Below are 19,906 nucleotides of genomic sequence, written 5' to 3' on the forward strand. Positions count from 1 at the left end.
AAGGAGATTATGCTATGAATAAGAAGATTAGGACTGATGCAGTAGATTATCTTTTTAGTGCGATATTAAGTCTGAAAGATAAAGAAGAATGCTATACGTTTTTTGAAGATATCTGTACAATCAACGAACTGCTCTCGCTGTCACAGAGATTTGAAGTGGCGAAGATGTTAAGAGAGCATAAGACGTATCTCGAGATTGCAGAGAAGACAGGGGCATCGACTGCAACCATCAGCCGTGTGAACCGTTCGCTTAATTATGGTAATGATGGATATGATATGGTATTTGAGAGGATTGACAAACCGCAAGAATAAGACGGAAGAGATAAAAAGAAATAAGGTCGCTGACCTTATTTCTTCTTTTTATGCTCCGGTTCCGGAAGTTCGTCTATTAATTTTTCGATAATCTGCTTTTTGACATAGACGTCAAAACTCAGGCTACAGATGAATGCGAAGAACTGAAGATATTCCCTGTCTTCTTCAGGAACACCCTGGAAACTGTCCAAGGCACCGTTATAAGCCTTGGCAACGTCTTTCTGTAAGAGGTCAATTCTTGACTTTTCCAACTGGCAGATCTCCTCATAGATGGAAGTCATATTGAATTCTTCCCCAGTGTCAAAATATTTCTCCGTAAGGGGAGCAAGCATGGTCTCGATATCCTTGATGGACAGGATATTCTTAAAATAATAGATGAATATCATCACCAGTACGTGCTCTTTGGAATACTTCTTTTTGACCGGCGGCGGCAGCAGGTTATTCTTGGCATAATTATTAATCATGGTCTTGGTCAGAATCTTATCATCGTCATGGCGTTTGGTGGAACTTAACTGTTCTTCCATGAATGTTGTTACCTGATCCATGTACAGATCTATATTCGGAATATTCCCGGGTCTCACGTAGTCGATTCGCGAGATACTGGATAAGATGCTATTTAGCATGTCTTTTGTGTCTATCGTCATATTATCACCTCAATGTAATTATTATATAGTTTTTAAAACTATATGACAAGGATTTTTTAAATACTATATCAAAAAATTATAATATATGATATAACAGAATCGGAGGTATGTAAACGAGGAGGAAGAACATGAATGCACTAAAGAAAATGTTTGCCCCTGTGGATATGACTATGGGGAAGCCCTGGGAGGATATTCTGATCTTTACGGTTCCCATGCTGATCGGAAATATTGCCCAGCAGCTCTATAATACGGTAGACAGCGTGGTTGTGGGGAATTACGTTGGGGATAATGCTCTGGCAGCAGTGGGAAGCGCCGGACCGATCCTGAATCTGCTGATTGTACTTTTTATCGGAATCAGTGTGGGAGCCAGCATTATGGTATCCCAGTACTTTGGAGCAAGAAAGCGGGAAGATCTGTCCATAGCGATTGCAAATAGTATCGTCCTGACAGGGATTGCCTCTATATTAGTAATGATTATGGCGACGGTAGCGGCAAAGCCGCTTTTGATTCTCCTGAAGACACCCGAGAGTATCTTGGACTGGTGTACTTCTTATCTGAGGATTCTGTTTCTGGGAGTTGCCGGATTGGCGTTCTACAATATCTTAAGCGGAATTTTAAGAGGACTTGGGGATTCCATCTCCGCTTTGCTGTATCTGATTGTGGCAAGTGTGCTGAATATCATTCTGGATCTTCTGTTCGTGGTGAAGTTTGATATGGGGGTCAGTGGAGTTGCGCTGGCAACGGTCATTGCTCAGGCGATATCATCTGTGTTGTGTCTGCTCAAATTAATGCGGATGAAGGAATTATTTGATTTTCGGCTGCCGTATTTTAAGGTGACGCGCCAGCATGGGCTGAATATCATACGCCTTGGCGTCCCTTCAGGAGTCACGCAGGCGATCATGTCTATGGCAATGTTGATCGTACAGTCCCTGACCAATAGTTTTGGAGAAAAGTTTATCGCGGCCAATGTAATTGTCATGCGTGTGGATGGCTTCGCTATGCTTCCAAACTTTTCTTTTGGTACGGCTATGACAACTTATGCCGGGCAGAATGTCGGTGCAAGAGCGTACGACCGTGTGGTTCAGGGAGCAAGGCAAGGAACGGCAATGGCGATTGGCTTTTCGGCAACGATCACAGGATTGATTCTGATATTTGGCAAGTTCTTGATGGGTATCTTTACGAACACGGCTGATTTGGTAACGCTTAGTATGAATATGATGCGGATATTGGCGGTTGGATATATTGCAATGGCGATTATTCAGAGTTTGTCAGGTGTTATGCGGGGTGCAGGAGATACGGTGACGCCGATGTGGATATCGATTGTCATGACAATAGTCTTGCGTGTGCCGATTGCGTATGGACTGGTACATCTGACGAGAAGTGCGGAATTCCCGGGAGGACGCAGAGAAAGTATCTATATCTCTCTTCTGATATCATGGGTTCTGGGAGCCATCATAACTTGCGTCTGCTATAAGAGAGGTAAATGGAGAGAAAAAGCGATTTAGGTCTTTACAATGTCATATGACGGGATTATAATATGTTACATGAATAGAAACGATCTTCAGGGCGGGGTGTGATTCCCCACCGGCGGTAAAGCCCGCGAGCCAATGATTTGGTTGATTCGGTGAGATTCCGGGGCCGACAGTATAGTCTGGATGGAAGAAGATGACTAGTGTATTAAGATGTGCAAAGTACATTCTTTTTATTACAAAGGATCATTGATATTGGAACTATGACCGGAGAAAGCCCTGCAGATTTATCTGCCGGGCTTTTTTAGTGTGTGCCAAAGCATCCGGAAGGAGCCGCCAGTGGCAGGTCCTGTAGGTATGCTATCAGAGAAAATGAACAAGAAAGAAGGAATGTACATGACAGACCGCGACTATATGTTAAGGGCAATTGAGTTGGCTAAGAAGGGAAGAGGATGGACGAATCCTAATCCGATGGTAGGTGCTGTTATTGTAAAAGAAGGGCGGATCATCGGAGAAGGATATCATGTGCGCTGTGGAGAACTTCATGCGGAGCGCAATGCGATTGCGGCGCTTACAGAATCGGCAGAGGGGGCAACCATCTATGTGACTCTGGAACCGTGCTGCCATTATGGTAAGACGCCGCCTTGTACGGAAGCGATTCTGGAGCATAAGATTGCCAGAGTCGTGATCGGCTCCCGCGACCCGAATCCCAAGGTGGCTGGAAAAGGAGCGAGGATCTTAAGAGAAGCGGGAGTCCTGGTGGAAGAAGATTTTATGAGAGAAGAATGTGACCGTCTGAATCCCGTGTTCTTTCACTATATTACAACGAAGACCCCTTATGTTGTGATGAAGTATGCGATGACAGCAGATGGAAAGATTGCTACGAAGACAGGGGCGTCTAAATGGATTACCGGAGAAGATGCCCGGATGGAGGTACAGATGATGCGCCACTGTTGTATGGGAATCATGGCAGGGATCGGAACCGTCCTGGCAGATGACCCGATGCTGAATGTTCGTCTGGAGGGAAAGAAAAGCCCGGTTCGTATTATCTGTGACAGTAGATTAAGAATTCCGTTAGGCAGCCGAATCTGCCAGACAGCAAGGGAGTATCCGACGATCATAGCCTGTGCCGTGGAGGATGAAGAGGCAATAAAGCGTCTGGAAGATCTGGGGCTTCAGGTGGCGGTGGTGCCTGATGAAAAGGGAACAGTGGATCTTAAGAAGTTGATGAGGTATCTCGGAGAACAGGGAATCGACAGTGTATTTCTGGAAGGCGGAGGTACGTTGAATGACAGTGCTTTGCGTGCAGGGATTGTACAGGAGATCAAGGCATTCATTGCGCCTAAGGTGTTCGGAGGACAGTTGGCAAAGTCTCCGGTATCCGGAGAGGGCATAGATCTCCCGGCAGAGGCTGTACCCCTTCAGTTAGAGAAGGTATCACAGATCGGGGAAGACCTGTTGGTGGAATATAAGGTGAAGAAGGTGAATGTATGTTTACAGGAATCGTAGAAGAGATGGGAAGAATCCGGCATATTGCATTGGCTGGAAGTTCTGGACAGATTGCCATTCAGGCAAAAAAGGTATTAGAAGGGACGAAGATTGGGGACAGTATTGCCGTGAATGGGGTGTGTCTGACGGTAACGTCTTTGAGACCTGATGGATTTACCGCAGATATTATGGCGGAAACCTATCGGAGAAGCAGCCTGGGGCAAGGGAAGCCCGGAGATCTGGTGAATCTGGAACGGGCGATGGCGGCAGATGGAAGGTTTGGCGGGCATATTGTGTCCGGGCACATTGATGGAACCGGAGTAATTAAGTCTTGCCGCAGAGAAGAGAATGCAGTGTGGGTAACCATTGAAACCAACTCAGCCATTCTGAAACTGATTGTGGAGAAGGGCTCTATCTGTATCGATGGAATCAGCCTGACGGTGGCAAGTGTTGGAAAGACCTGGTTTCAAGTGTCGGTAATCCCGCATACCGGAGAAGAAACCACACTATTGAAAAAGGCACCAGGCAATCTGGTGAATCTGGAGAATGATGTTGTGGGGAAATATGTAGAGCGATTATTGGGATTTGCCGCTTCGGAGGAAGAAGAGGCTTCGTCCGGGATTACGATGGATTTCTTAAGAGAATATGGAATATAAGGAGGAAAAATGAGATGACAGAACAGTATAACACTGTGGAAGAAGCACTGGAAGATCTAAGAGCGGGAAAGATCATCTTGGTGACGGATGATCCGGACCGTGAGAATGAGGGAGATATGATCTGTGCGGCTGAGTTTGCAACGCAGGAGAATATCAACTTCATGGCAAGCCATGCAAAAGGGCTAATCTGCACGCCAATGAGTGCGGAGGTTGCGGTAAGGCTTGGACTGCCGCCGATGGTATCTGAGAATACGGATAACCACTGTACGGCATTTACGGTATCCATTGATCATGTGGATACAACGACAGGAATCTCAGCGGCAGAGCGTTCCTATACGATGATGAAATGTGTGGATGAGGCGACACGGCCGCAGGATCTAAGAAGACCGGGACATGTATTTCCGTTAATATCAAGAAGGGGCGGTGTTCTGGTTCGAAATGGCCATACGGAAGCAACGACAGATCTTATGCGTCTGGCCGGACTAAAAGAGTGTGGAGTGTGCTGTGAGATTATGGAGGATGACGGCACCATGATGCGGACACCGAATCTGTGGAAACTGGCGAAGAAGTATAACTTAAAGTTCATTACGATCAAAGATCTTCAGGATTACTGTAGGATTCATGAAAAGCATGTGGTGCAGGAGGCATGTGCCGATATGCCGACGCAATACGGACATTTCCAGATTTACGGATATGTGAATGATATCACGGGAGAGCACCATGTGGCACTGGTTAAAGGAGAGATTGGAGACGGAGAAGATGTGCTTTGCCGGGTGCATTCGGAGTGCTTAACCGGAGATACATTTGGGTCCATGAGATGTGACTGTGGCAAGCAGTTACAGGAGGCGATGCGCCAGATTGAGGAAGAGGGAAGAGGGATTGTCCTGTATATGCGGCAGGAAGGCAGAGGAATCGGGCTGATTAACAAGTTGAAGGCATATGAACTCCAGGAACAGGGAATGGATACTGTGGAGGCGAATATCAGGCTGGGATTCGCGCCGGATCTTCGGGAGTATTGGGTTGGAGCGCAGATTCTTAGAGATCTTGGGGTAAAGTCATTAAGACTTCTGACCAATAATCCGGAGAAGGTGTATGGACTGAGTGATTTCGGGCTGGAGATTAAGGAGCGTGTGCCGATTGAGATTGCGCCGCAGAAATACGATGTAGTATATATGAGAACAAAGCAAGAAAAGATGGGACACATCTTTCATAAAATAGAATTATAACAGGAGGATAAGAAAGATGAGAGAAATTCATGTATTGGAAGGAAAGGTTGTTGCACCGGAGGGGATGAAGGTTGGGATTGTGGCATCCCGGTTTAATGAGATCATTGTGAATAAGTTGTTAGGCGGTGCGGTTGACGGACTGGTGAGACATGGAGTGGAAGAGGATCATATTACTGCGGCGTGGGTGCCGGGGGCGTTCGAAATTCCGGTTGTGGCTTCTAAGATGGCTCAGTCAGGGAAATACGATGCGGTCATCTGCGTTGGAGCGGTGATCCGTGGTGATACATCTCATTATGATTATGTATGTAATGAGGTGTCCAAAGGTGTTGCGCAGGTTGGGCTGGCAACAGGTGTTCCGGTACTGTTTGGCGTGGTGACGACGGAGAATATTGAGCAGGCGATCGCGCGAGCAGGAAGTAAGGCTGGCAATAAGGGGTATGACTGTGCGCTGTCTGCGATTGAGATGGTGAATCTGATGGGACAGATGTAAGATGCGGCATATATTAATATTCGATTATGACGGAACCATACATGATACCTTGCGGATCTATGAGCCGGCTTTTCGTCAGGCGTATGACTGGCTGGTCAGGGAAGGCTATACAAAGAGGCAGGAGATTGCTTCAGAGACGATTGCCGGCTGGCTTGGGATGAACAGTAAAGAGATGTGGAATGCATTTCTGCCGGAACTGCCGCAGGAGATAAAAGATCAGGCAAGTGCTATGGTAGGATCAGGCATGACAAGGAGGATTGCTGATGGTCAGGCTGTCTGGTATTCTGGTGCAGAGAAGATGCTGGATGCACTGAAAGAAAACGGTCATAAGATGATTATCTTGAGTAATTGTAAAGTGGCGTATCGTGAGACAAACTGGAAAGAGTTCGATATGCAGCGGTGGTTTGCCAGATTCTATGATTGTGAATCTTATGGATTCGCGCCTAAGACGGAGATTGTCAAGCATATACAGGAGGAATTTCCAGGACCTTATATTGTGATTGGAGACAGAAAGGGAGACCTGGAATGTGCCAGGGCATGCGGAGGTTTGTTTATTGGATGTGACTACGGATTCGGGCAATGCGGAGAGTTGGATGAAGCGGATTATATAGCAGATTCGGTGGAGAAAATCATAGCACTGATAAGAACTATAGAAAATGTCGAACAATGAAATTGTTTATAGAAAAAAACTATTAAAATGTAAAATATTGCATATGACTAACTTATTGAAATTGTAAGGGATAATTGCTATACTATCCGTGTTGCAGAATTCTTGTTCGTAAGCATCAATGGATGATTTATAGGAATTGTCTATAAATGTCGGTTTGCGGCAATGGGAACAGCAGCAAATAAACTATATTTTAAGCAAGGGAGAAAACCATGAAGAAGAAAGTATTAAGCATGCTGTTATGTACAGTAATGGTAATGTCTCTGGCAGTAGGATGTGGTTCTTCATCTGATGAAAAAGAGGCGGACACCAAGGAAGAGACTACCAAAGAAGATGCAGCAGAAGAAGAGCCGGTAGAGGCTGAGGCTGTAGACCAGAGAACTGTCTATGTATCACCAGAGTGGGTAAAAAGTGTAATTGATGGTAATCAGGAAGGATACGAGAATTACGTTATCTGCGAAGTTTCTTATGATGATGTAGATTCCAGCCCGGATTATAATGAAGGACATCTTCCGGGAGCGATTCACGTAGGTGATACGGAAGTAGAGGATGCTACCGGTTCTGAAGAAGGAGCATATAATCTGCTTGCTGCAGAAGAGGTAGAAGCGAATCTGCTTTCTCACGGAATTACTAAAGATACTAAGGTTATCCTGTATGGTCAGGACCCTGCTGGTGTAGGTCGTGTGGCTTACGCATATATCTGGGCAGGTGTTGAGGATGTTAAGATTCTCAATGGAGGTATTGATGCATGGAACGAGGCTGGATACGACCTTGAGACAGAGGCTAATGAGCGTGAAGCAGCAGAGGACTTTGGAACAACTGTACCAGCGCATCCAGAGTATTGGGTATCTATTGAAGATGCAAAAGACAGACTTGCGAATGATGATAACTTTAAACTTGTCAGCATCCGTAGCGAGGCTGAGTGGTTAGGTGAGACCAGCGGATATAACTATATGGACAAAGCTGGTGAGCCAGAAGGTGCTGTATGGGGGAAAGGTGCACAGACAGCATTTGACGTAGCAGACTTTACAAATGAAGATGGAACTGTTAAGGATCTGGCAGGTCTTAAAGAAGTATGGGCTGACTGTGACTTTACATTAGATAACCATCTTTCCTTCTACTGTGGTACAGGCTGGAGAGCAACTGTTCCATTCCTTGTACTCTATGAGAATGGATATGATGATATCTCTGTTTACGATGGCGGATGGTATGAGTGGCTGATGCATGATGATTATCCGGTACAGGTTGGTGATCCTGCAAGCGATGATTGCGAGCATACAACTGTAGGAGAACTTCCGACCGGTATGGCTGCAGAAGACTAGAATCGAAGAATAGAGGCTTAAATAAACGCTGCTGCCTTAGGGTAGTGGCGTTTACTGGCTATGGAGGTAAGATGAAGAAGGTTTTATTCGGAGTGTTGGATTTGTTGGCAGTGGCATTTCTGGTTGGAGCATATGTGATTCAGTATTTTACCAAGAGAAAGTTGGGAATGCTTCGCTGGGTAAATCATCAACGGATGAAGGTTCAGAAGGCAATGCCTGTAGATATGTTAAAATATGTAGCAGTAATCTTGGTTTTAATACTAGTCATTCTAGTTGTCGTAGGTTATATGAAGAAAAGAACTAAGCTAGGAAAGTTAGATGCAGTGATGGCTGTAGTAATGATAATTGTCACAGTTGTATATCTTGGATTTACGTTGTTTGTGAATGTTGAGAGTATTCGCTCTTATTATCTGGTGCTGCCGATGATCGGAGCAGCCTCATTGATGCTAGTAATTAGAAATAGCATTGCAATATGGATGTGTAAAGATGAAAAATAAAAAACTATGGATATTCATCGGAATCATTGTATTGATTCTGGTTTTGAATTATATATTTGGATGGTCTTCTTATCTGAGTGATATGGATAACTTAAGGTTCTTAGAGGAGATGGTTCAGGAGAATCTGATGCTGGCAGCGGCGATCTATATGGTGCTGACGGCGGTTGGATGTGTAGTATTGGCACTTCCCGGTGTGACGTTTGCAATCATTGCCGGACTTTTGTTCGGTCCGGTGCTTGGAACGGTATTCTGCTCTCTTGCAACGACCATAGGTGCTATGTTCGCATTTCTTGCCGGACGTTTCTTCTTAAAAGATAGTGTGAAGCCTATGGTCATGAAGAATAAGTATCTGAAGAAATGGCTCTTTGATGAGAGCGGAACCAACGAGATCTTCGTACTTATGATTACGCGTCTGGTTCCATTATTTCCTTATAATCTTCAGAACTTTGCGTATGGGATTACTGATATCAGGTTCAGTACCTATTCCATCTGTTCTCTGTTTTTTATGTTGCCTGGAACTGCCATATATACGGTGGGAACGGCAGGACTTGCAGATAAGGAGAATCGGATTCTGTATATTGGGATTGCAATTGTGCTTGCAATCGCAGTGATGGGGATCGGAGCATTTTTAAAGAAGAGATATGTGCAGAAAGGAACGCTGGAAGATGGGAAAGAATAGGCAGGATGAGAGGCTGGGAAAAAGAAAAACGAATGCATCGGAATGCGTACACTGTCATATCTGTCAGAAGAACTGTGATTTCCTAAGCAAATATAAGCTTGATATTGGAGACCGCAAGCGGTTGGAGGAACTGGCATATCATTGCTTCTTGTGCGGCAGATGTACCGAGGTGTGTCCGGTTGGAATTGATGGAAGGGAAGAGATTCTGAATATCAGAAGAGAACACTCTAGAGATAATAATGGACAGCCGGGAGAAAAAGGATATGGAATGCTTCTAATGGAGAAGAAGGATTATTTGTTTCGGAATTATCGGAATGCTGCCGGGAAGAGTGCCTTATTTCCAGGATGTAATTTCCCGTCATTTTATCCGAAGACTACGAAGAAACTGGTGGAACTGATGAGGAATAAAGCAGGCATGGGGGTTGTATATGACTGTTGTGGCAAGCCGGTTGCGGAATTAGGGATGACAGCGCAAGAAGAGAAAATTATTCATGGAATAGAGGAACGGCTGAAAAAGTATGGGATTACAGAATTAGTTACCATGTGTCCGAACTGTTATCATTTCCTAAAACCTAGATTGTCTGTCCGTGTGGCAAGCATTTACGAGAAACTGAAAGACCTGGGACTGGGAAGCCAGATTCCGGGAGATGCTTCTGTCTTTATGCCTTGTCCGGACCGCGAGAAACATAAGTGGCTGGAAGAGATTCGTCCTTTTTTTAGAGAGGAATGTACGGTGCTTCAGAGTGTACAGTGCTGTGGGCTTGGCGGTTGTGCAGGAGTGAAAGAGCCTGAACTTGCCAGAGGAATGGCTGAAAAGTTGGCGAAAGAGATGACGGAAAATCAGGTAGTATATACCTATTGCGGTTCTTGTTCTGGTAATCTTGCCAGAAATGGCTGTAAGAATGTGCAGCATGTGTTGTCCGAGATATTAGGCATTCATGAGAAGCCGGATACGGGCGGATCCATGCTGAACAGAATGAAGACAAAGTTGTGGTAAGGAGCAAAACAAGGATTAAAAGAGATATTAAAAAAGTTTGATAGAAGGATTCGGAATGAAAAAAGCAGTGATTGTATTTACTAGAGTTCCTTTACCGGGACAGACAAAGACAAGGATGATGCCATACTTAAGTGCCAGACAGTGTGTTCATCTGCATAGTTGTTTCCTGAAAGATGTTAAGAATGCGTGTACGGAGACGGGGGCGGATCTGTTCATCTGCTATACGCCAGAAGGAAAGGAAGGGCTTCTCTATCCCCTGCTGGGCGAAGAGGCGGTTTATTTTCCGCAAGAAGGAGAAGGACTTGGAGAGCGGATGTACCATGCAATTGAATCTGTATTGCGAAAGGGGTATGATGCTTGTGTGTTGATCGGAACAGATGTGCCGGAGATTCAAACAAAGCATTTGAACGAGGCATTTGCCGTGTTGGGGATGGAGAAAGTTGCTAACGACGTAGTCTTTGGTCCAACTGTGGACGGTGGATATTATCTTGTTGGGATGAAAAAGCCTTACAAAGAAGTATTCGAGAAACAGACTTATGGAAGCGGAAATGTTTTGGAAAATACAATTAGAAGATTAAAGGATCAGAAGTTCAAAGTAGGGTGTATTGAGCAATTGCAGGATATGGATACCCGTGAAGATCTGCGAGGGTATCGAGAGCGTATGCGAAAGAATCTTCGTCTGCAAAAGACAGAGACCGGAAGATATCTTATGCGGACCAGCCGTATCTCGGTAATTGTGCCAATCTATAATGAAGAGAAAACCATTGTAAAGATGCAGGAGCAGTTGAGACCTTATCAGAGTCAGTGTGAGATTCTGTTCGTAGATGGCGGAAGTTCGGATCAGACGCTTGAGTTAATAGAACCGGGATTCCGTGTGTTAAACTCGAAAAAAGGCAGAGCGAGCCAGATGAACCTTGGGGCGCAGGAAAGCCATGGAGATATTCTGTTCTTCCTTCATTGCGACAGCGAATTGCCTGAGAGGTTTCTGTCCGAGATCAGGTATGTGATGAAGGATTATCGGGCTGGATGTTTTGGTATCGCATTTCATTCTTGGAATTTCTTTATGTGGACCTGTCGTGTGATCTCGAATCATCGGATTAAAGACCGGAAAGTTATGTTTGGAGATCAGGGGATTTTTATTGACCGGGAGTTGTTCTTTGAAGCAGGAATGTTTCCGGAACTTCCGATTATGGAAGATTACCAGTTTTCCTTAATACTTAAGGAGAAGGGAATCAAACTGGGAATTGCAAAGCATCGGATCTATACGTCTGATAGGCGTTTTCCTAAAGGGACCGTTTCAAAACTTCAAATGATGTGGAAGATGAACAGAATGAGGAAAATGTATCGGGATGGAGTAGCAATAGAAAGAATTGCACAGATGTATCGGGATGTAAGATGATCGTAGGATACAGGAGGAAAGAATTAAATGGATAGAATCGCAGGACTGCAAAAATACGTTAAGAATCAAAAATACCGGGAGGCATTAGGGCTTCCGCGCGAAGTATCAGAAGAATACCGTATGCTGGCGCAGGGAGAATATAACATAAATTATCTCTTCACCCATCCGGTCAGTGGACAGAGGCTGCTGCTTCGGGTAAACTGTGGAAGCCAGATGCATCTGGAGAACCAGATCGGGTATGAATACCATGCACTGAAATTGTTGGAGGATTCCGGAAGGACACCGAAGGCATTGTATGTGGATGGAAGTTTGGAACTTTTAGATCATGGAGTGATGGTGATGGAATTCCTTCCTGGAAATGTCCTTGATTATCGGACAGATCTTGATTATGCAGCAGCCTGCCTTGCTGATATCCATAGTGTAAAATTGGATGGTCCATCCGGGCTTTTCTGTCCTGAGAATCCATTGAAGGCGGTCTTAGAAGAATGCGAGGAGATGGTGAAAACATATATGGAATCTTCGCTTGGAAGAGAAGAGACAAAAGCAAAGATTCGAAGGATGTTAGATGCCGGATGGGAGATGATTCAGAAGATCCCGGTGGAAGATACCTATCATTGCTGCATTAATACAGAATTGAATTCCACGAATTTCCTGATTAATGGCAAGGGTGGACCGAATTATCTGATTGACTGGGAGAAGCCTTTGTATGGAGACCCGGCGCAGGATATCGGGCATTTCCTTGCACCGACGACAACGTTCTGGAAGACGGATGTAATACTGGCAAGAGAAGAGATGGATGCGTTTATCGATACCTATATCCGGGCGGTGGATGGAAGGTTTGATACGGAAGGATTAAGAGATAGAATCCATATCTACATACCGATTACCTGCTTAAGAGGAGTTACCTGGTGTGCGATGGCATGGGTACAGTACCAGCAGCCGGACAAATTGATCTTTAATGAATCTACGTATAGGAAATTGGAGGCATATCTAAGTGATGAGTTCCTGGATGCGTTAGTAATGTAATATATCATATGCGAGGGTGGCACAATCTTACGAAAATGTGGTATTACATATTAGAGAAAGTTATGTATAATAGAGGAAGAAGATGCAGTAGGAGGACCTTGTGTCTTTCTGCTGTTTTTGTTGTAAAAGTATCTGAAGGGAACTGCCAGTGGCGGGTTCTGTATGTTCACAAGGGATTGTTTTGTATTTATGAAGAAGTATCGAAGAAATGCTGCAGAATAGGAGTTAGAATATAGATGGATGGTTTAATATTAGCTGGAGGAAAAAGCACCCGGATGGGTGGACGGCATAAGGGGAACCTTGTGTATCAGGATTCCACATTTATGGAGGAGATTATCCGGGAGTTCCATAAAGAAACAGATAGCATCTGGATCTCTTATGGTCAGGATATTCACAAGGAATATGCCGGATGCCGGATTGTAATGGATGAATATCCTGATTGTGGTTCCATCGGGGGAATTCATGCTGGATTATGCCAGTGCCGGAGTGAATGGGTAATGGTAGCGGCATGTGATATGCCGTTTCTTAAGATAGAATTGTATCATTTCTTAAGAGAGGCATTGAGACAATCTGATAATGAAGCGAGGGAGACTGTAAATAGTTATGCGGGAGTTGTACCAGTAACGGATGGCAGAATACATCCGTTAGCGGCGATCTACAGGAAGAATATGGCGGAAACTTTAGAAGAGCAGATACGGAATCGGAACTATCGCATGACAGAAGCCCTGAAGAGACAGGAGATTCTGTACATCGATGTATCGGAGAATCAAAGGATACGGCGAATGCTCCAGAATATTAATACCATATCGGAATATGAGCAATTGGAGTGTCAGAAGGAGGAGAGGGAAGAATGTTAACGTTACAAGATGCGACGAAGTTATTGTTGGACAGAGTAAAGAGGATTACAGAGATAGAAGAAGTCTCCCTGTGGGATGCACGAAAAAGGGTGCTTGCTGAAGATATCATTGCGCAGAGAAATCAGCCGCCGTTTCCAAGGTCGCCATTGGACGGCTATGCGGTCAGAAGTGTGGATATCAAAGGAGCAGATGAGAACTATCCGGTCCGGCTTCAGGTGATTGATGAAGTGACTGCCGGACATATGACGAGGAAACAGGTTGAGGCAGGGCAGGCGGTACGTATTATGACCGGAGCGCCAATTCCGGAAGGGGCGGACTGTGTCGTTGGACAGGAAGATACGGACTATGGGGAGGAGACAGTCTCCGTATGTATCAATCTGAAACCGTATGAGAATTATTGCTTTGAAGGGGAGGACTATAAGAAGGGTGCTTTATTGCTTAAGAAAGGAATCGTGCTGGGTGCTGTGGAGATCGGAGTGCTTGCAAGCCTTGGATTAGAACGCGTATCTGTATATCGAAGACCTAAAGTGGCGCTTATCACAACCGGAGATGAAGTAGTACTGCCGGGAGAACCCTTGACAGACGGGAAAATCTATGATTCCAATCTGTATACGCTGGGAAGCCAGTTGTTTTCCTGGGGAATGGATATTGTGTGCAAAGAAAAAGCGGCAGATGTCCCGGAACAGGTTGCGAAAAGAATTGAAGAAGTGATAGGTGATGCGGATATTATCGTTACAACTGGCGGTGTCTCTGTCGGTAAGAAGGATATCATGCATGACGTGTTAAAACTCCTTCCAAGTGAGAAGGTATTCTGGAAAGTGGCTATGAAGCCGGGGATGCCGACGCTATGCGGAGAGTATCAGGGAAAACTTCTGGTCTGTCTGTCTGGAAATCCTTATGGTGCAACAGCGAATATGGAACTGCTGGTACGTCCGGTGCTTGCCGAGATGGCAGGAAGAGAAGATCTTCGGTTACAGAGAGTACAGGCGATTGCGGAGAATGAATATCCGAAAGCAAGCAGGGTAGACAGATATGTCCGTGCACATTATGCGGATGGAAGAGTTAGGGTTGCGGATGGCTCTAATGATTCGGGAATCTTAAGTTCTATGTGCGGATGTAATTGTCTGATTGAGATACCTGCGGGGACTCAGAGCGTAGATCAGGGAGATCAGGTGTGTGTAGTGCTGATTTAATATGTGGATTCCTGAAGATAAGTATACTCAGGAACTTTGTGTAAAAGAACAAGAATCTTCATATGAAGTGATGAAGAAGTGACAGAGGAATGGAGGCAGAAGATTACATGAACATCGGGAAGAAGGAAAAGCAACAGAAAATTATCGTAGTATGTGGAGTGAAGGATTCTGGCAAAACTACACTTCTTGAAAGGCTGGTCAGAGAAGTATCCAAAAGAGGGCTAAAGGCTGCGGTGATTAAGCATGATGGACATGACTTCGCATGTGATATTTCCGGCACGGATAGTTACCGGTTGAAAGAGGCGGGGGCTTATGGAACAGCAGTATTTTCAAACCATCGCATCTTCGTGCATAAAGAAGGAACGAAAGAACGGGAAGAGGAGTTGATTCTGATGTTCCCGGAGGCTGATATTATATTCATTGAAGGATTGAAAGACAGCAGGTATCCGAAGATTGAAGTGATCCGGGAAGGGATATCGGAGAGACCGGCATCGAATCCAGAGGGAAGATTCTTGATCGTGACGGATCGGAGAGCAGAGGAGTATACGGAGAGAGTTGTTGGGTTTGAGGAGATTGATGTGATGGTGGAGTTGATTTTATCTGGCAAGTCGTTGCGAAAATTGTCGTGAAGTTTTCGATTAGAATTGTCCTTGCGCTCTGCCTGCAAAAAAACTATAATGGTAACATAGTTTTGGAGTGGAGGTAATTGCGGTTATGAGATCTACCGTATTATGTTATAACTTAAAAGGTACGAAGAAAGGAAAGAAGATAGGCATGATCTTCGGTTTTCTTGGATATAAAGTACGCCATGTGGAACCATCAGAGTATCTGATACCCATCGGGATTATGGCGGGGATTGACAAGACCGAATCGAATGTGGGAGAATACGAAGGCGCGGCATTCACAGAAGAGATGCTTGTGATGAATGCAGAGACGGAAGAGATACTGGATAAGGCACTATTTCTGATGAGGAAGGAGAAGGTGCAGGTGGGATTAAAAGCGATGATAACACCGACCAACAGCACCTGGACTTCACTGGCACTTCATGATGAGATATTAGAAGAACACAAGTACATGAGTGAAAAGAACAAAAAGGAAGATAAGGAAAGGAAATAAGAAGATTGAGCATATACGATACGTTAAATGAACAACAGAAGGAAGCGGTGCTTCATACGGAGGGACCGCTTCTGATTCTTGCAGGGGCAGGATCAGGCAAGACAAGAGTATTGACTCACAGAATTGCCTATCTGATCGAAGAAGTGGGAATCAATCCGTGGAATATCCTGGCGATTACATTTACCAATAAGGCAGCAGGCGAGATGCGGGAACGTGTGGACAAGTTGGTTGGATTTGGCTCAGAGAGTATCTGGGTGAGCACATTTCACTCCACCTGTGTCAGAATCTTAAGAAGACATATTGATTTGCTGGGGTATGATAATAATTTTACAATCTATGACAGTGATGACCAGAAGACGCTGATGAAGGATGTATGTAAATTATTACAGGTTGATACGAAGATATTTAAGGAGAGATCGCTTTTAAGCGCAATTTCCCATGCGAAGGATGAACTTGTCACACCGGAAGAATTCCGGCTTCGGGCAGAGGGAGATTATAGTAAGAAGAGAATCGCAGAGGTATATGAGGAATATGAAAAGCAGTTGAAAGCCAACAATGCTTTGGACTTTGATGACCTTCTGGTGAAAACGGTACAGTTGTTCCAGACGCAGGCAGATGTGCTGGAATATTATCAGGAGCGTTTCCGTTATATTATGGTGGATGAGTATCAGGATACGAACACTGTGCAGTTCGAGTTGATTCGGCTGCTGTCATCTAAGTACCGTAATCTCTGCGTGGTAGGTGATGATGACCAGTCCATCTACAAATTCCGCGGAGCCAATATTAAGAATATCCTGAATTTTGAGCAGGTATTCGAGGATGCGAAGGTGATCAAACTGGAGCAGAATTACCGTTCTACCAGTAATATCCTGAATGCCGCCAATGCGGTGATTCGCAACAATATCGGAAGAAAAGACAAGACACTCTGGACGGCGAATGGAGACGGAAATAAACTGGAATTCCGGCAGTTTGATTCTGCATATGATGAAGCGGAGTATATCGTAGATGATATCCGCCAGCATGTGAATCAGGGAGAGTGTACATATAATGACAATGCGATTCTGTATCGGACCAACGCACAGTCACGTATGTTTGAGGAGAAATTCGTAACGGCGAATATTCCATATAAGATTGTGGGCGGTATCAACTTCTATGCCAGACGAGAGATCAAAGATCTGCTGTGTTATCTGAAAACGGTGGATAATGGGCGTGATGATCTTGCAGTACGCAGAATCGTCAATGTACCGAAGAGAGGAATCGGGCTTACGAGTATTAACCGTGTCCAGGAGTATGCAGCGCAGCATGAGATAGGATTCTATGAAGCATTGCAGGCGGTGGATCTGATCCCGAATATCGGAAGGGGAGCATCCAGATTAGAATCTTTTGTAGCGCTGATTGAGCATTTTAAAATGGATGCGGCAGAGGTAAGCCTCTCGGATCTGATGCAGGAGATTATCGAAGAGACAGGATATATTGAGAGCCTGAAAGAAGAAGATAGTGAAGAGGCGGAAGCGAGAATTGAGAATATTGATGAGTTGATCAGTAAGATTGTAGCCTATGAAGAGACCTGTGAAGAGATGAATGAGCCAGCCTCTTTAAGTGGATTCCTGGAGGAGGTCGCTCTGGTGGCAGATATCGATAGTCTGGATGAAAGCAATGATTATGTGGTATTAATGACATTGCATAGTGCGAAGGGACTGGAATTCCCGCATGTATATCTGGTTGGGATGGAAGATGGAATCTTCCCAAGTTATATGACGATTACTTCGGATGACCCGGAAGAAGTGGAAGAGGAGAGAAGGCTCTGTTATGTGGGGATTACCAGGGCAGAGAAGGAACTTACTCTGACTTGCGCGAAACGTCGGATGATTCGGGGAGAGACACAGTATAACAAGATGTCACGTTTCTTAAAAGAGATCCCGATGGAACTGTTGTCTACAGGAGCAGTATTTTCTAAGATTAGTGAAGAGAAAGAAACGGCTCCAAGGCAGACTGCTTATCAACAGGCGAAGCAGGCTTTCAAGACAAAAGCATTCGCGACACCGAAACCGGTAAGACAGTTTGGGACACCTGGCGGAGATGGACCTGGATATACGGTTGGCGACAGGGTGCGTCATGTGAAGTTCGGAGAAGGTACGGTAACTGCAATGACGGAGGGCGGACGAGATTATGAGGTTACGGTAGATTTTGACGGTCCGGGAACTAAGAAAATGTTCGCGACATTTGCCAGATTACAGAAGATATAGGCGGATAAATTTTGCATATTTTAAGATAAATGTGTAGTAATCTCAAAATGATAGTGTTATAATAAGGTCAATAGTTGAACTTGCTATAAAAGCTTGAGAAAGGACGTGAGAGCATGAATAAAGTAGAAGATATTATTGCAGCAACAAAGTTAAGCGAGTTAATGAGCAAGAAGGAAGAGGATAAGACAAGTAAGACTGTTCTGTGGGTACTTGCTATTATCGGAGCTGTTGCAGCTGTTGCAGCAATTGCTTACGCTGTATATTGTTTCTTTACACCGGATTATCTGGAAGACTTTGAAGAAGATTTTGAAGATGATTTCGATGATGACTTCTTCAATGAAGATGATCAGGTATAGGTGTTGGCAGCATAGTTGGATATGCGGCTTCGCGTATGAGGGAATACGCGGTTGAATACGGAATAGAAAAAGCAGGTTGGAAGCCTATCTGATGTAGGAAAAGGCATCTTACCTGCTTTTTTGGTAGTATGTTTTTGGATTCCAAAGTATCTGAAGGGAGTTGCCGGTGGCAGGTCCTGTAGGTAGTTTGGGTTTTGATGAATAGAGAAAATAGAAGGGATAGGAAGATGGACGAACAGTGTTATGCGTTATTGATTGATGCGGATAATGTATCTGCAAAGTATATAAAACCCATACTAACGGAGTTATCCAAGTATGGAGTTATCACATATAAGAGAATCTATGGAGACTGGACAAGTACTCAGCATTCCAGTTGGAAAGATGAACTGCTGACGAATTCAATTACACCAATCCAGCAGTTTAGTTATACACAAGGAAAGAATGCGACGGATTCAGCGATGATCATAGATGCGATGGATATCCTGTATGGCAACGATGTGGATGGATTCTGTATCGTGTCCAGTGACAGTGATTTTACCCGATTGGTAAGCAGGATTCGAGAGAGTGGGAAGATGGTCATTGGCATGGGAGAGAATAAGACGCCAGAACCATTCCGAAAAGCGTGTGATAAATTCACGATTCTTGAGAACCTGTTGAATGAGCAGGATCCGGGAAGAACCAAGAATGAAGAATCCCGCGATAAGTTAAGTAAAGAGAAGATTGAAGATGCGATTATTAAGATGGTGATTGAGAATCAGGACAGCAATAAGGCGACAGGGCTTGGAGAAGTGGGAAGCCGCCTGGTCAGCCTGTATCCTGATTTCGATGTTCGAAGTTATGGATATAATATGCTGTCGAAATTCCTGGAGGAATTTTCAAGAATTCAGTTGGTGAAACATGGCAATATCGTGTCGGTTGCGCTGAAAGAAGACTGGGGAATGAAAGAAGATATCGACAGGTATGTGCTTTATCTGGTGAAGAAAGCGGGAAGGCACGGAGTGGAACTTAGTACTTTGGGAAATAAGGTTTATGAGAAATATAAGGATTTTAAGATTAGTGATTATGGATATGCTCAGTTTAATCAGTATGTGAAAAGTATTGAGGAGATAGAAGTTGAGCAGGATGGGACGATATTGAAGGCGAGATGCCGGAATTAGGCATGAGAAAAGCCGATGTAGGAAACAGATGTGAAAAGCAGTATATTTAGAAGATAATAATATACCTTATCGGGCAAAGCCCGCCAGCCGAAGGCATGTATTACGGGATG

The 19,906-nt window shown here is 44.5% G+C and carries 21 protein-coding genes and 1 riboswitch; of the genes, 20 read left to right on the forward strand and 1 reads right to left on the reverse strand.

All coding sequences use genetic code 11. The features are described from left to right. The first annotated feature begins 14 nt into the window (after window positions 1–14). The gene (locus ACQRBN_RS02535) at window positions 15–311 is read left to right on the forward strand and encodes a YerC/YecD family TrpR-related protein (protein ID WP_427737367.1); all 297 of its coding nucleotides are present in this window, start codon (window positions 15–17) and stop codon (window positions 309–311) included. Between the two features lie 35 nt (window positions 312–346). Here ACQRBN_RS02535 and ACQRBN_RS02540 read toward each other — a convergent pair whose 3' ends face one another. Further along, window positions 347–955, reverse strand: a complete 609-nt coding sequence (locus ACQRBN_RS02540; protein WP_427737368.1) for a DUF1836 domain-containing protein — start codon at window positions 953–955, stop codon at window positions 347–349. A 128-nt stretch (window positions 956–1,083) separates the two neighbouring features. On the opposite strand from ACQRBN_RS02540, the gene ACQRBN_RS02545 reads away from it, so the two are divergent. The 19 genes from ACQRBN_RS02545 (at window position 1,084) to ACQRBN_RS02635 (ending at window position 19,796) form a co-directional block, all read left to right on the forward strand. After that, the gene (locus tag ACQRBN_RS02545) at window positions 1,084–2,460 is read left to right on the forward strand and encodes an MATE family efflux transporter (RefSeq protein ID WP_427737369.1); all 1,377 of its coding nucleotides are present in this window, start codon (window positions 1,084–1,086) and stop codon (window positions 2,458–2,460) included. 48 nt (window positions 2,461–2,508) lie between these two features. Then, window positions 2,509–2,626: riboswitch (FMN riboswitch) on the forward strand. A gap of 194 nt (window positions 2,627–2,820) precedes the next feature. Continuing rightward, window positions 2,821–3,933 carry a bifunctional diaminohydroxyphosphoribosylaminopyrimidine deaminase/5-amino-6-(5-phosphoribosylamino)uracil reductase RibD gene (gene ribD, locus ACQRBN_RS02550; RefSeq protein WP_427737408.1) on the forward strand — a complete coding sequence of 371 codons (1,113 nt, stop codon included), beginning with the start codon at window positions 2,821–2,823 and terminating at the stop codon, window positions 3,931–3,933. Beyond that, entirely contained in the window at window positions 3,915–4,568 is a 654-nt protein-coding gene (locus ACQRBN_RS02555) for a riboflavin synthase (protein WP_427737371.1), read from the forward strand. The genes ribD and ACQRBN_RS02555 overlap by 19 nt, the downstream gene beginning before the upstream one ends. A gap of 14 nt (window positions 4,569–4,582) precedes the next feature. Further along, a complete protein-coding gene (locus ACQRBN_RS02560) occupies window positions 4,583–5,794 on the forward strand; it encodes a bifunctional 3,4-dihydroxy-2-butanone-4-phosphate synthase/GTP cyclohydrolase II (protein ID WP_427737372.1) in 1,212 nt (403 codons plus the stop codon). 16 nt (window positions 5,795–5,810) lie between these two features. Next, on the forward strand, window positions 5,811–6,284 hold the full coding sequence (ribH, locus tag ACQRBN_RS02565) for a 6,7-dimethyl-8-ribityllumazine synthase (protein WP_427737373.1): 474 nt from the start codon (window positions 5,811–5,813) through the stop codon (window positions 6,282–6,284). A gap of 1 nt (window position 6,285) precedes the next feature. Then, entirely contained in the window at window positions 6,286–6,954 is a 669-nt protein-coding gene (locus ACQRBN_RS02570) for an HAD family hydrolase (protein WP_427737374.1), read from the forward strand. A 209-nt stretch (window positions 6,955–7,163) separates the two neighbouring features. Next, window positions 7,164–8,273, forward strand: coding sequence for a sulfurtransferase (locus ACQRBN_RS02575; RefSeq protein ID WP_427737375.1), 1,110 nt, complete (start codon window positions 7,164–7,166; stop codon window positions 8,271–8,273). A 71-nt stretch (window positions 8,274–8,344) separates the two neighbouring features. Then, a complete protein-coding gene (locus tag ACQRBN_RS02580) occupies window positions 8,345–8,770 on the forward strand; it encodes a hypothetical protein (RefSeq protein WP_427737376.1) in 426 nt (141 codons plus the stop codon). Further along, window positions 8,760–9,449 (forward strand): TVP38/TMEM64 family protein, encoded by a 690-nt coding sequence (locus tag ACQRBN_RS02585; RefSeq protein WP_427737377.1) that lies wholly within the window; start codon window positions 8,760–8,762, stop codon window positions 9,447–9,449. Before ACQRBN_RS02580 ends, ACQRBN_RS02585 begins: the two co-directional genes overlap by 11 nt. Beyond that, on the forward strand, window positions 9,436–10,446 hold the full coding sequence (locus ACQRBN_RS02590; protein ID WP_427737378.1) for a heterodisulfide reductase-related iron-sulfur binding cluster: 1,011 nt from the start codon (window positions 9,436–9,438) through the stop codon (window positions 10,444–10,446). The genes ACQRBN_RS02585 and ACQRBN_RS02590 overlap by 14 nt, the downstream gene beginning before the upstream one ends. A gap of 55 nt (window positions 10,447–10,501) precedes the next feature. Beyond that, a complete protein-coding gene (locus ACQRBN_RS02595) occupies window positions 10,502–11,845 on the forward strand; it encodes a TIGR04283 family arsenosugar biosynthesis glycosyltransferase (RefSeq protein ID WP_427737379.1) in 1,344 nt (447 codons plus the stop codon). Between the two features lie 27 nt (window positions 11,846–11,872). Further along, window positions 11,873–12,871 (forward strand): aminoglycoside phosphotransferase family protein, encoded by a 999-nt coding sequence (locus tag ACQRBN_RS02600; RefSeq protein ID WP_427737380.1) that lies wholly within the window; start codon window positions 11,873–11,875, stop codon window positions 12,869–12,871. A gap of 236 nt (window positions 12,872–13,107) precedes the next feature. Then, on the forward strand, window positions 13,108–13,728 hold the full coding sequence (mobA, locus tag ACQRBN_RS02605; RefSeq protein WP_427737381.1) for a molybdenum cofactor guanylyltransferase: 621 nt from the start codon (window positions 13,108–13,110) through the stop codon (window positions 13,726–13,728). After that, window positions 13,722–14,921: a molybdopterin molybdotransferase MoeA gene (locus ACQRBN_RS02610; RefSeq protein ID WP_427737382.1), complete on the forward strand. Its 1,200-nt coding sequence runs from the start codon at window positions 13,722–13,724 to the stop codon at window positions 14,919–14,921. Before mobA ends, ACQRBN_RS02610 begins: the two co-directional genes overlap by 7 nt. A gap of 89 nt (window positions 14,922–15,010) precedes the next feature. Further along, window positions 15,011–15,550: a molybdopterin-guanine dinucleotide biosynthesis protein B gene (gene mobB, locus ACQRBN_RS02615; RefSeq protein ID WP_427737383.1), complete on the forward strand. Its 540-nt coding sequence runs from the start codon at window positions 15,011–15,013 to the stop codon at window positions 15,548–15,550. Window positions 15,551–15,635: 85 nt separating this feature from the next. Beyond that, complete coding sequence (locus ACQRBN_RS02620) at window positions 15,636–16,037, forward strand: DUF3783 domain-containing protein (protein ID WP_427737384.1); 402 nt, start codon at window positions 15,636–15,638, stop codon at window positions 16,035–16,037. 5 nt (window positions 16,038–16,042) lie between these two features. After that, a complete protein-coding gene (pcrA, locus tag ACQRBN_RS02625) occupies window positions 16,043–18,283 on the forward strand; it encodes a DNA helicase PcrA (RefSeq protein ID WP_427737385.1) in 2,241 nt (746 codons plus the stop codon). A gap of 113 nt (window positions 18,284–18,396) precedes the next feature. Then, window positions 18,397–18,639 carry a DUF4366 domain-containing protein gene (locus ACQRBN_RS02630; protein WP_427737386.1) on the forward strand — a complete coding sequence of 81 codons (243 nt, stop codon included), beginning with the start codon at window positions 18,397–18,399 and terminating at the stop codon, window positions 18,637–18,639. A gap of 227 nt (window positions 18,640–18,866) precedes the next feature. Continuing rightward, window positions 18,867–19,796: an NYN domain-containing protein gene (locus ACQRBN_RS02635; protein WP_427737387.1), complete on the forward strand. Its 930-nt coding sequence runs from the start codon at window positions 18,867–18,869 to the stop codon at window positions 19,794–19,796. Window positions 19,797–19,906 lie beyond the last annotated feature (110 nt).

This window comes from Bariatricus sp. SGI.154 (assembly GCF_050313795.1).
Lineage (GTDB): Bacteria > Bacillota > Clostridia > Lachnospirales > Lachnospiraceae > CAMBRQ01.

Excerpts from the sequence above, each read along its gene's own strand:
- mobB (WP_427737383.1), top strand. The coding sequence starts at position 15,011 with ATGGAGGCAGAAGATTACATGAACATCGGGAAGAAGGAAAAGCAACAG.
- ACQRBN_RS02540 (WP_427737368.1), bottom strand. The coding sequence starts at position 955 with ATGACGATAGACACAAAAGACATGCTAAATAGCATCTTATCCAGTATC.
- ACQRBN_RS02600 (WP_427737380.1), top strand. The coding sequence starts at position 11,873 with ATGGATAGAATCGCAGGACTGCAAAAATACGTTAAGAATCAAAAATAC.
- mobA (WP_427737381.1), top strand. The coding sequence starts at position 13,108 with ATGGATGGTTTAATATTAGCTGGAGGAAAAAGCACCCGGATGGGTGGA.
- ACQRBN_RS02580 (WP_427737376.1), top strand. The coding sequence starts at position 8,345 with ATGAAGAAGGTTTTATTCGGAGTGTTGGATTTGTTGGCAGTGGCATTT.
- ACQRBN_RS02620 (WP_427737384.1), top strand. The coding sequence starts at position 15,636 with ATGAGATCTACCGTATTATGTTATAACTTAAAAGGTACGAAGAAAGGA.
- ribD (WP_427737408.1), top strand. The coding sequence starts at position 2,821 with ATGACAGACCGCGACTATATGTTAAGGGCAATTGAGTTGGCTAAGAAG.
- ribH (WP_427737373.1), top strand. The coding sequence starts at position 5,811 with ATGAGAGAAATTCATGTATTGGAAGGAAAGGTTGTTGCACCGGAGGGG.
- ACQRBN_RS02590 (WP_427737378.1), top strand. The coding sequence starts at position 9,436 with ATGGGAAAGAATAGGCAGGATGAGAGGCTGGGAAAAAGAAAAACGAAT.
- ACQRBN_RS02560 (WP_427737372.1), top strand. The coding sequence starts at position 4,583 with ATGACAGAACAGTATAACACTGTGGAAGAAGCACTGGAAGATCTAAGA.
- ACQRBN_RS02575 (WP_427737375.1), top strand. The coding sequence starts at position 7,164 with ATGAAGAAGAAAGTATTAAGCATGCTGTTATGTACAGTAATGGTAATG.
- ACQRBN_RS02535 (WP_427737367.1), top strand. The coding sequence starts at position 15 with ATGAATAAGAAGATTAGGACTGATGCAGTAGATTATCTTTTTAGTGCG.
- ACQRBN_RS02635 (WP_427737387.1), top strand. The coding sequence starts at position 18,867 with ATGGACGAACAGTGTTATGCGTTATTGATTGATGCGGATAATGTATCT.
- ACQRBN_RS02570 (WP_427737374.1), top strand. The coding sequence starts at position 6,286 with ATGCGGCATATATTAATATTCGATTATGACGGAACCATACATGATACC.
- ACQRBN_RS02585 (WP_427737377.1), top strand. The coding sequence starts at position 8,760 with ATGAAAAATAAAAAACTATGGATATTCATCGGAATCATTGTATTGATT.
- ACQRBN_RS02595 (WP_427737379.1), top strand. The coding sequence starts at position 10,502 with ATGAAAAAAGCAGTGATTGTATTTACTAGAGTTCCTTTACCGGGACAG.
- ACQRBN_RS02545 (WP_427737369.1), top strand. The coding sequence starts at position 1,084 with ATGAATGCACTAAAGAAAATGTTTGCCCCTGTGGATATGACTATGGGG.
- ACQRBN_RS02610 (WP_427737382.1), top strand. The coding sequence starts at position 13,722 with ATGTTAACGTTACAAGATGCGACGAAGTTATTGTTGGACAGAGTAAAG.
- ACQRBN_RS02630 (WP_427737386.1), top strand. The coding sequence starts at position 18,397 with ATGAATAAAGTAGAAGATATTATTGCAGCAACAAAGTTAAGCGAGTTA.
- ACQRBN_RS02555 (WP_427737371.1), top strand. The coding sequence starts at position 3,915 with ATGTTTACAGGAATCGTAGAAGAGATGGGAAGAATCCGGCATATTGCA.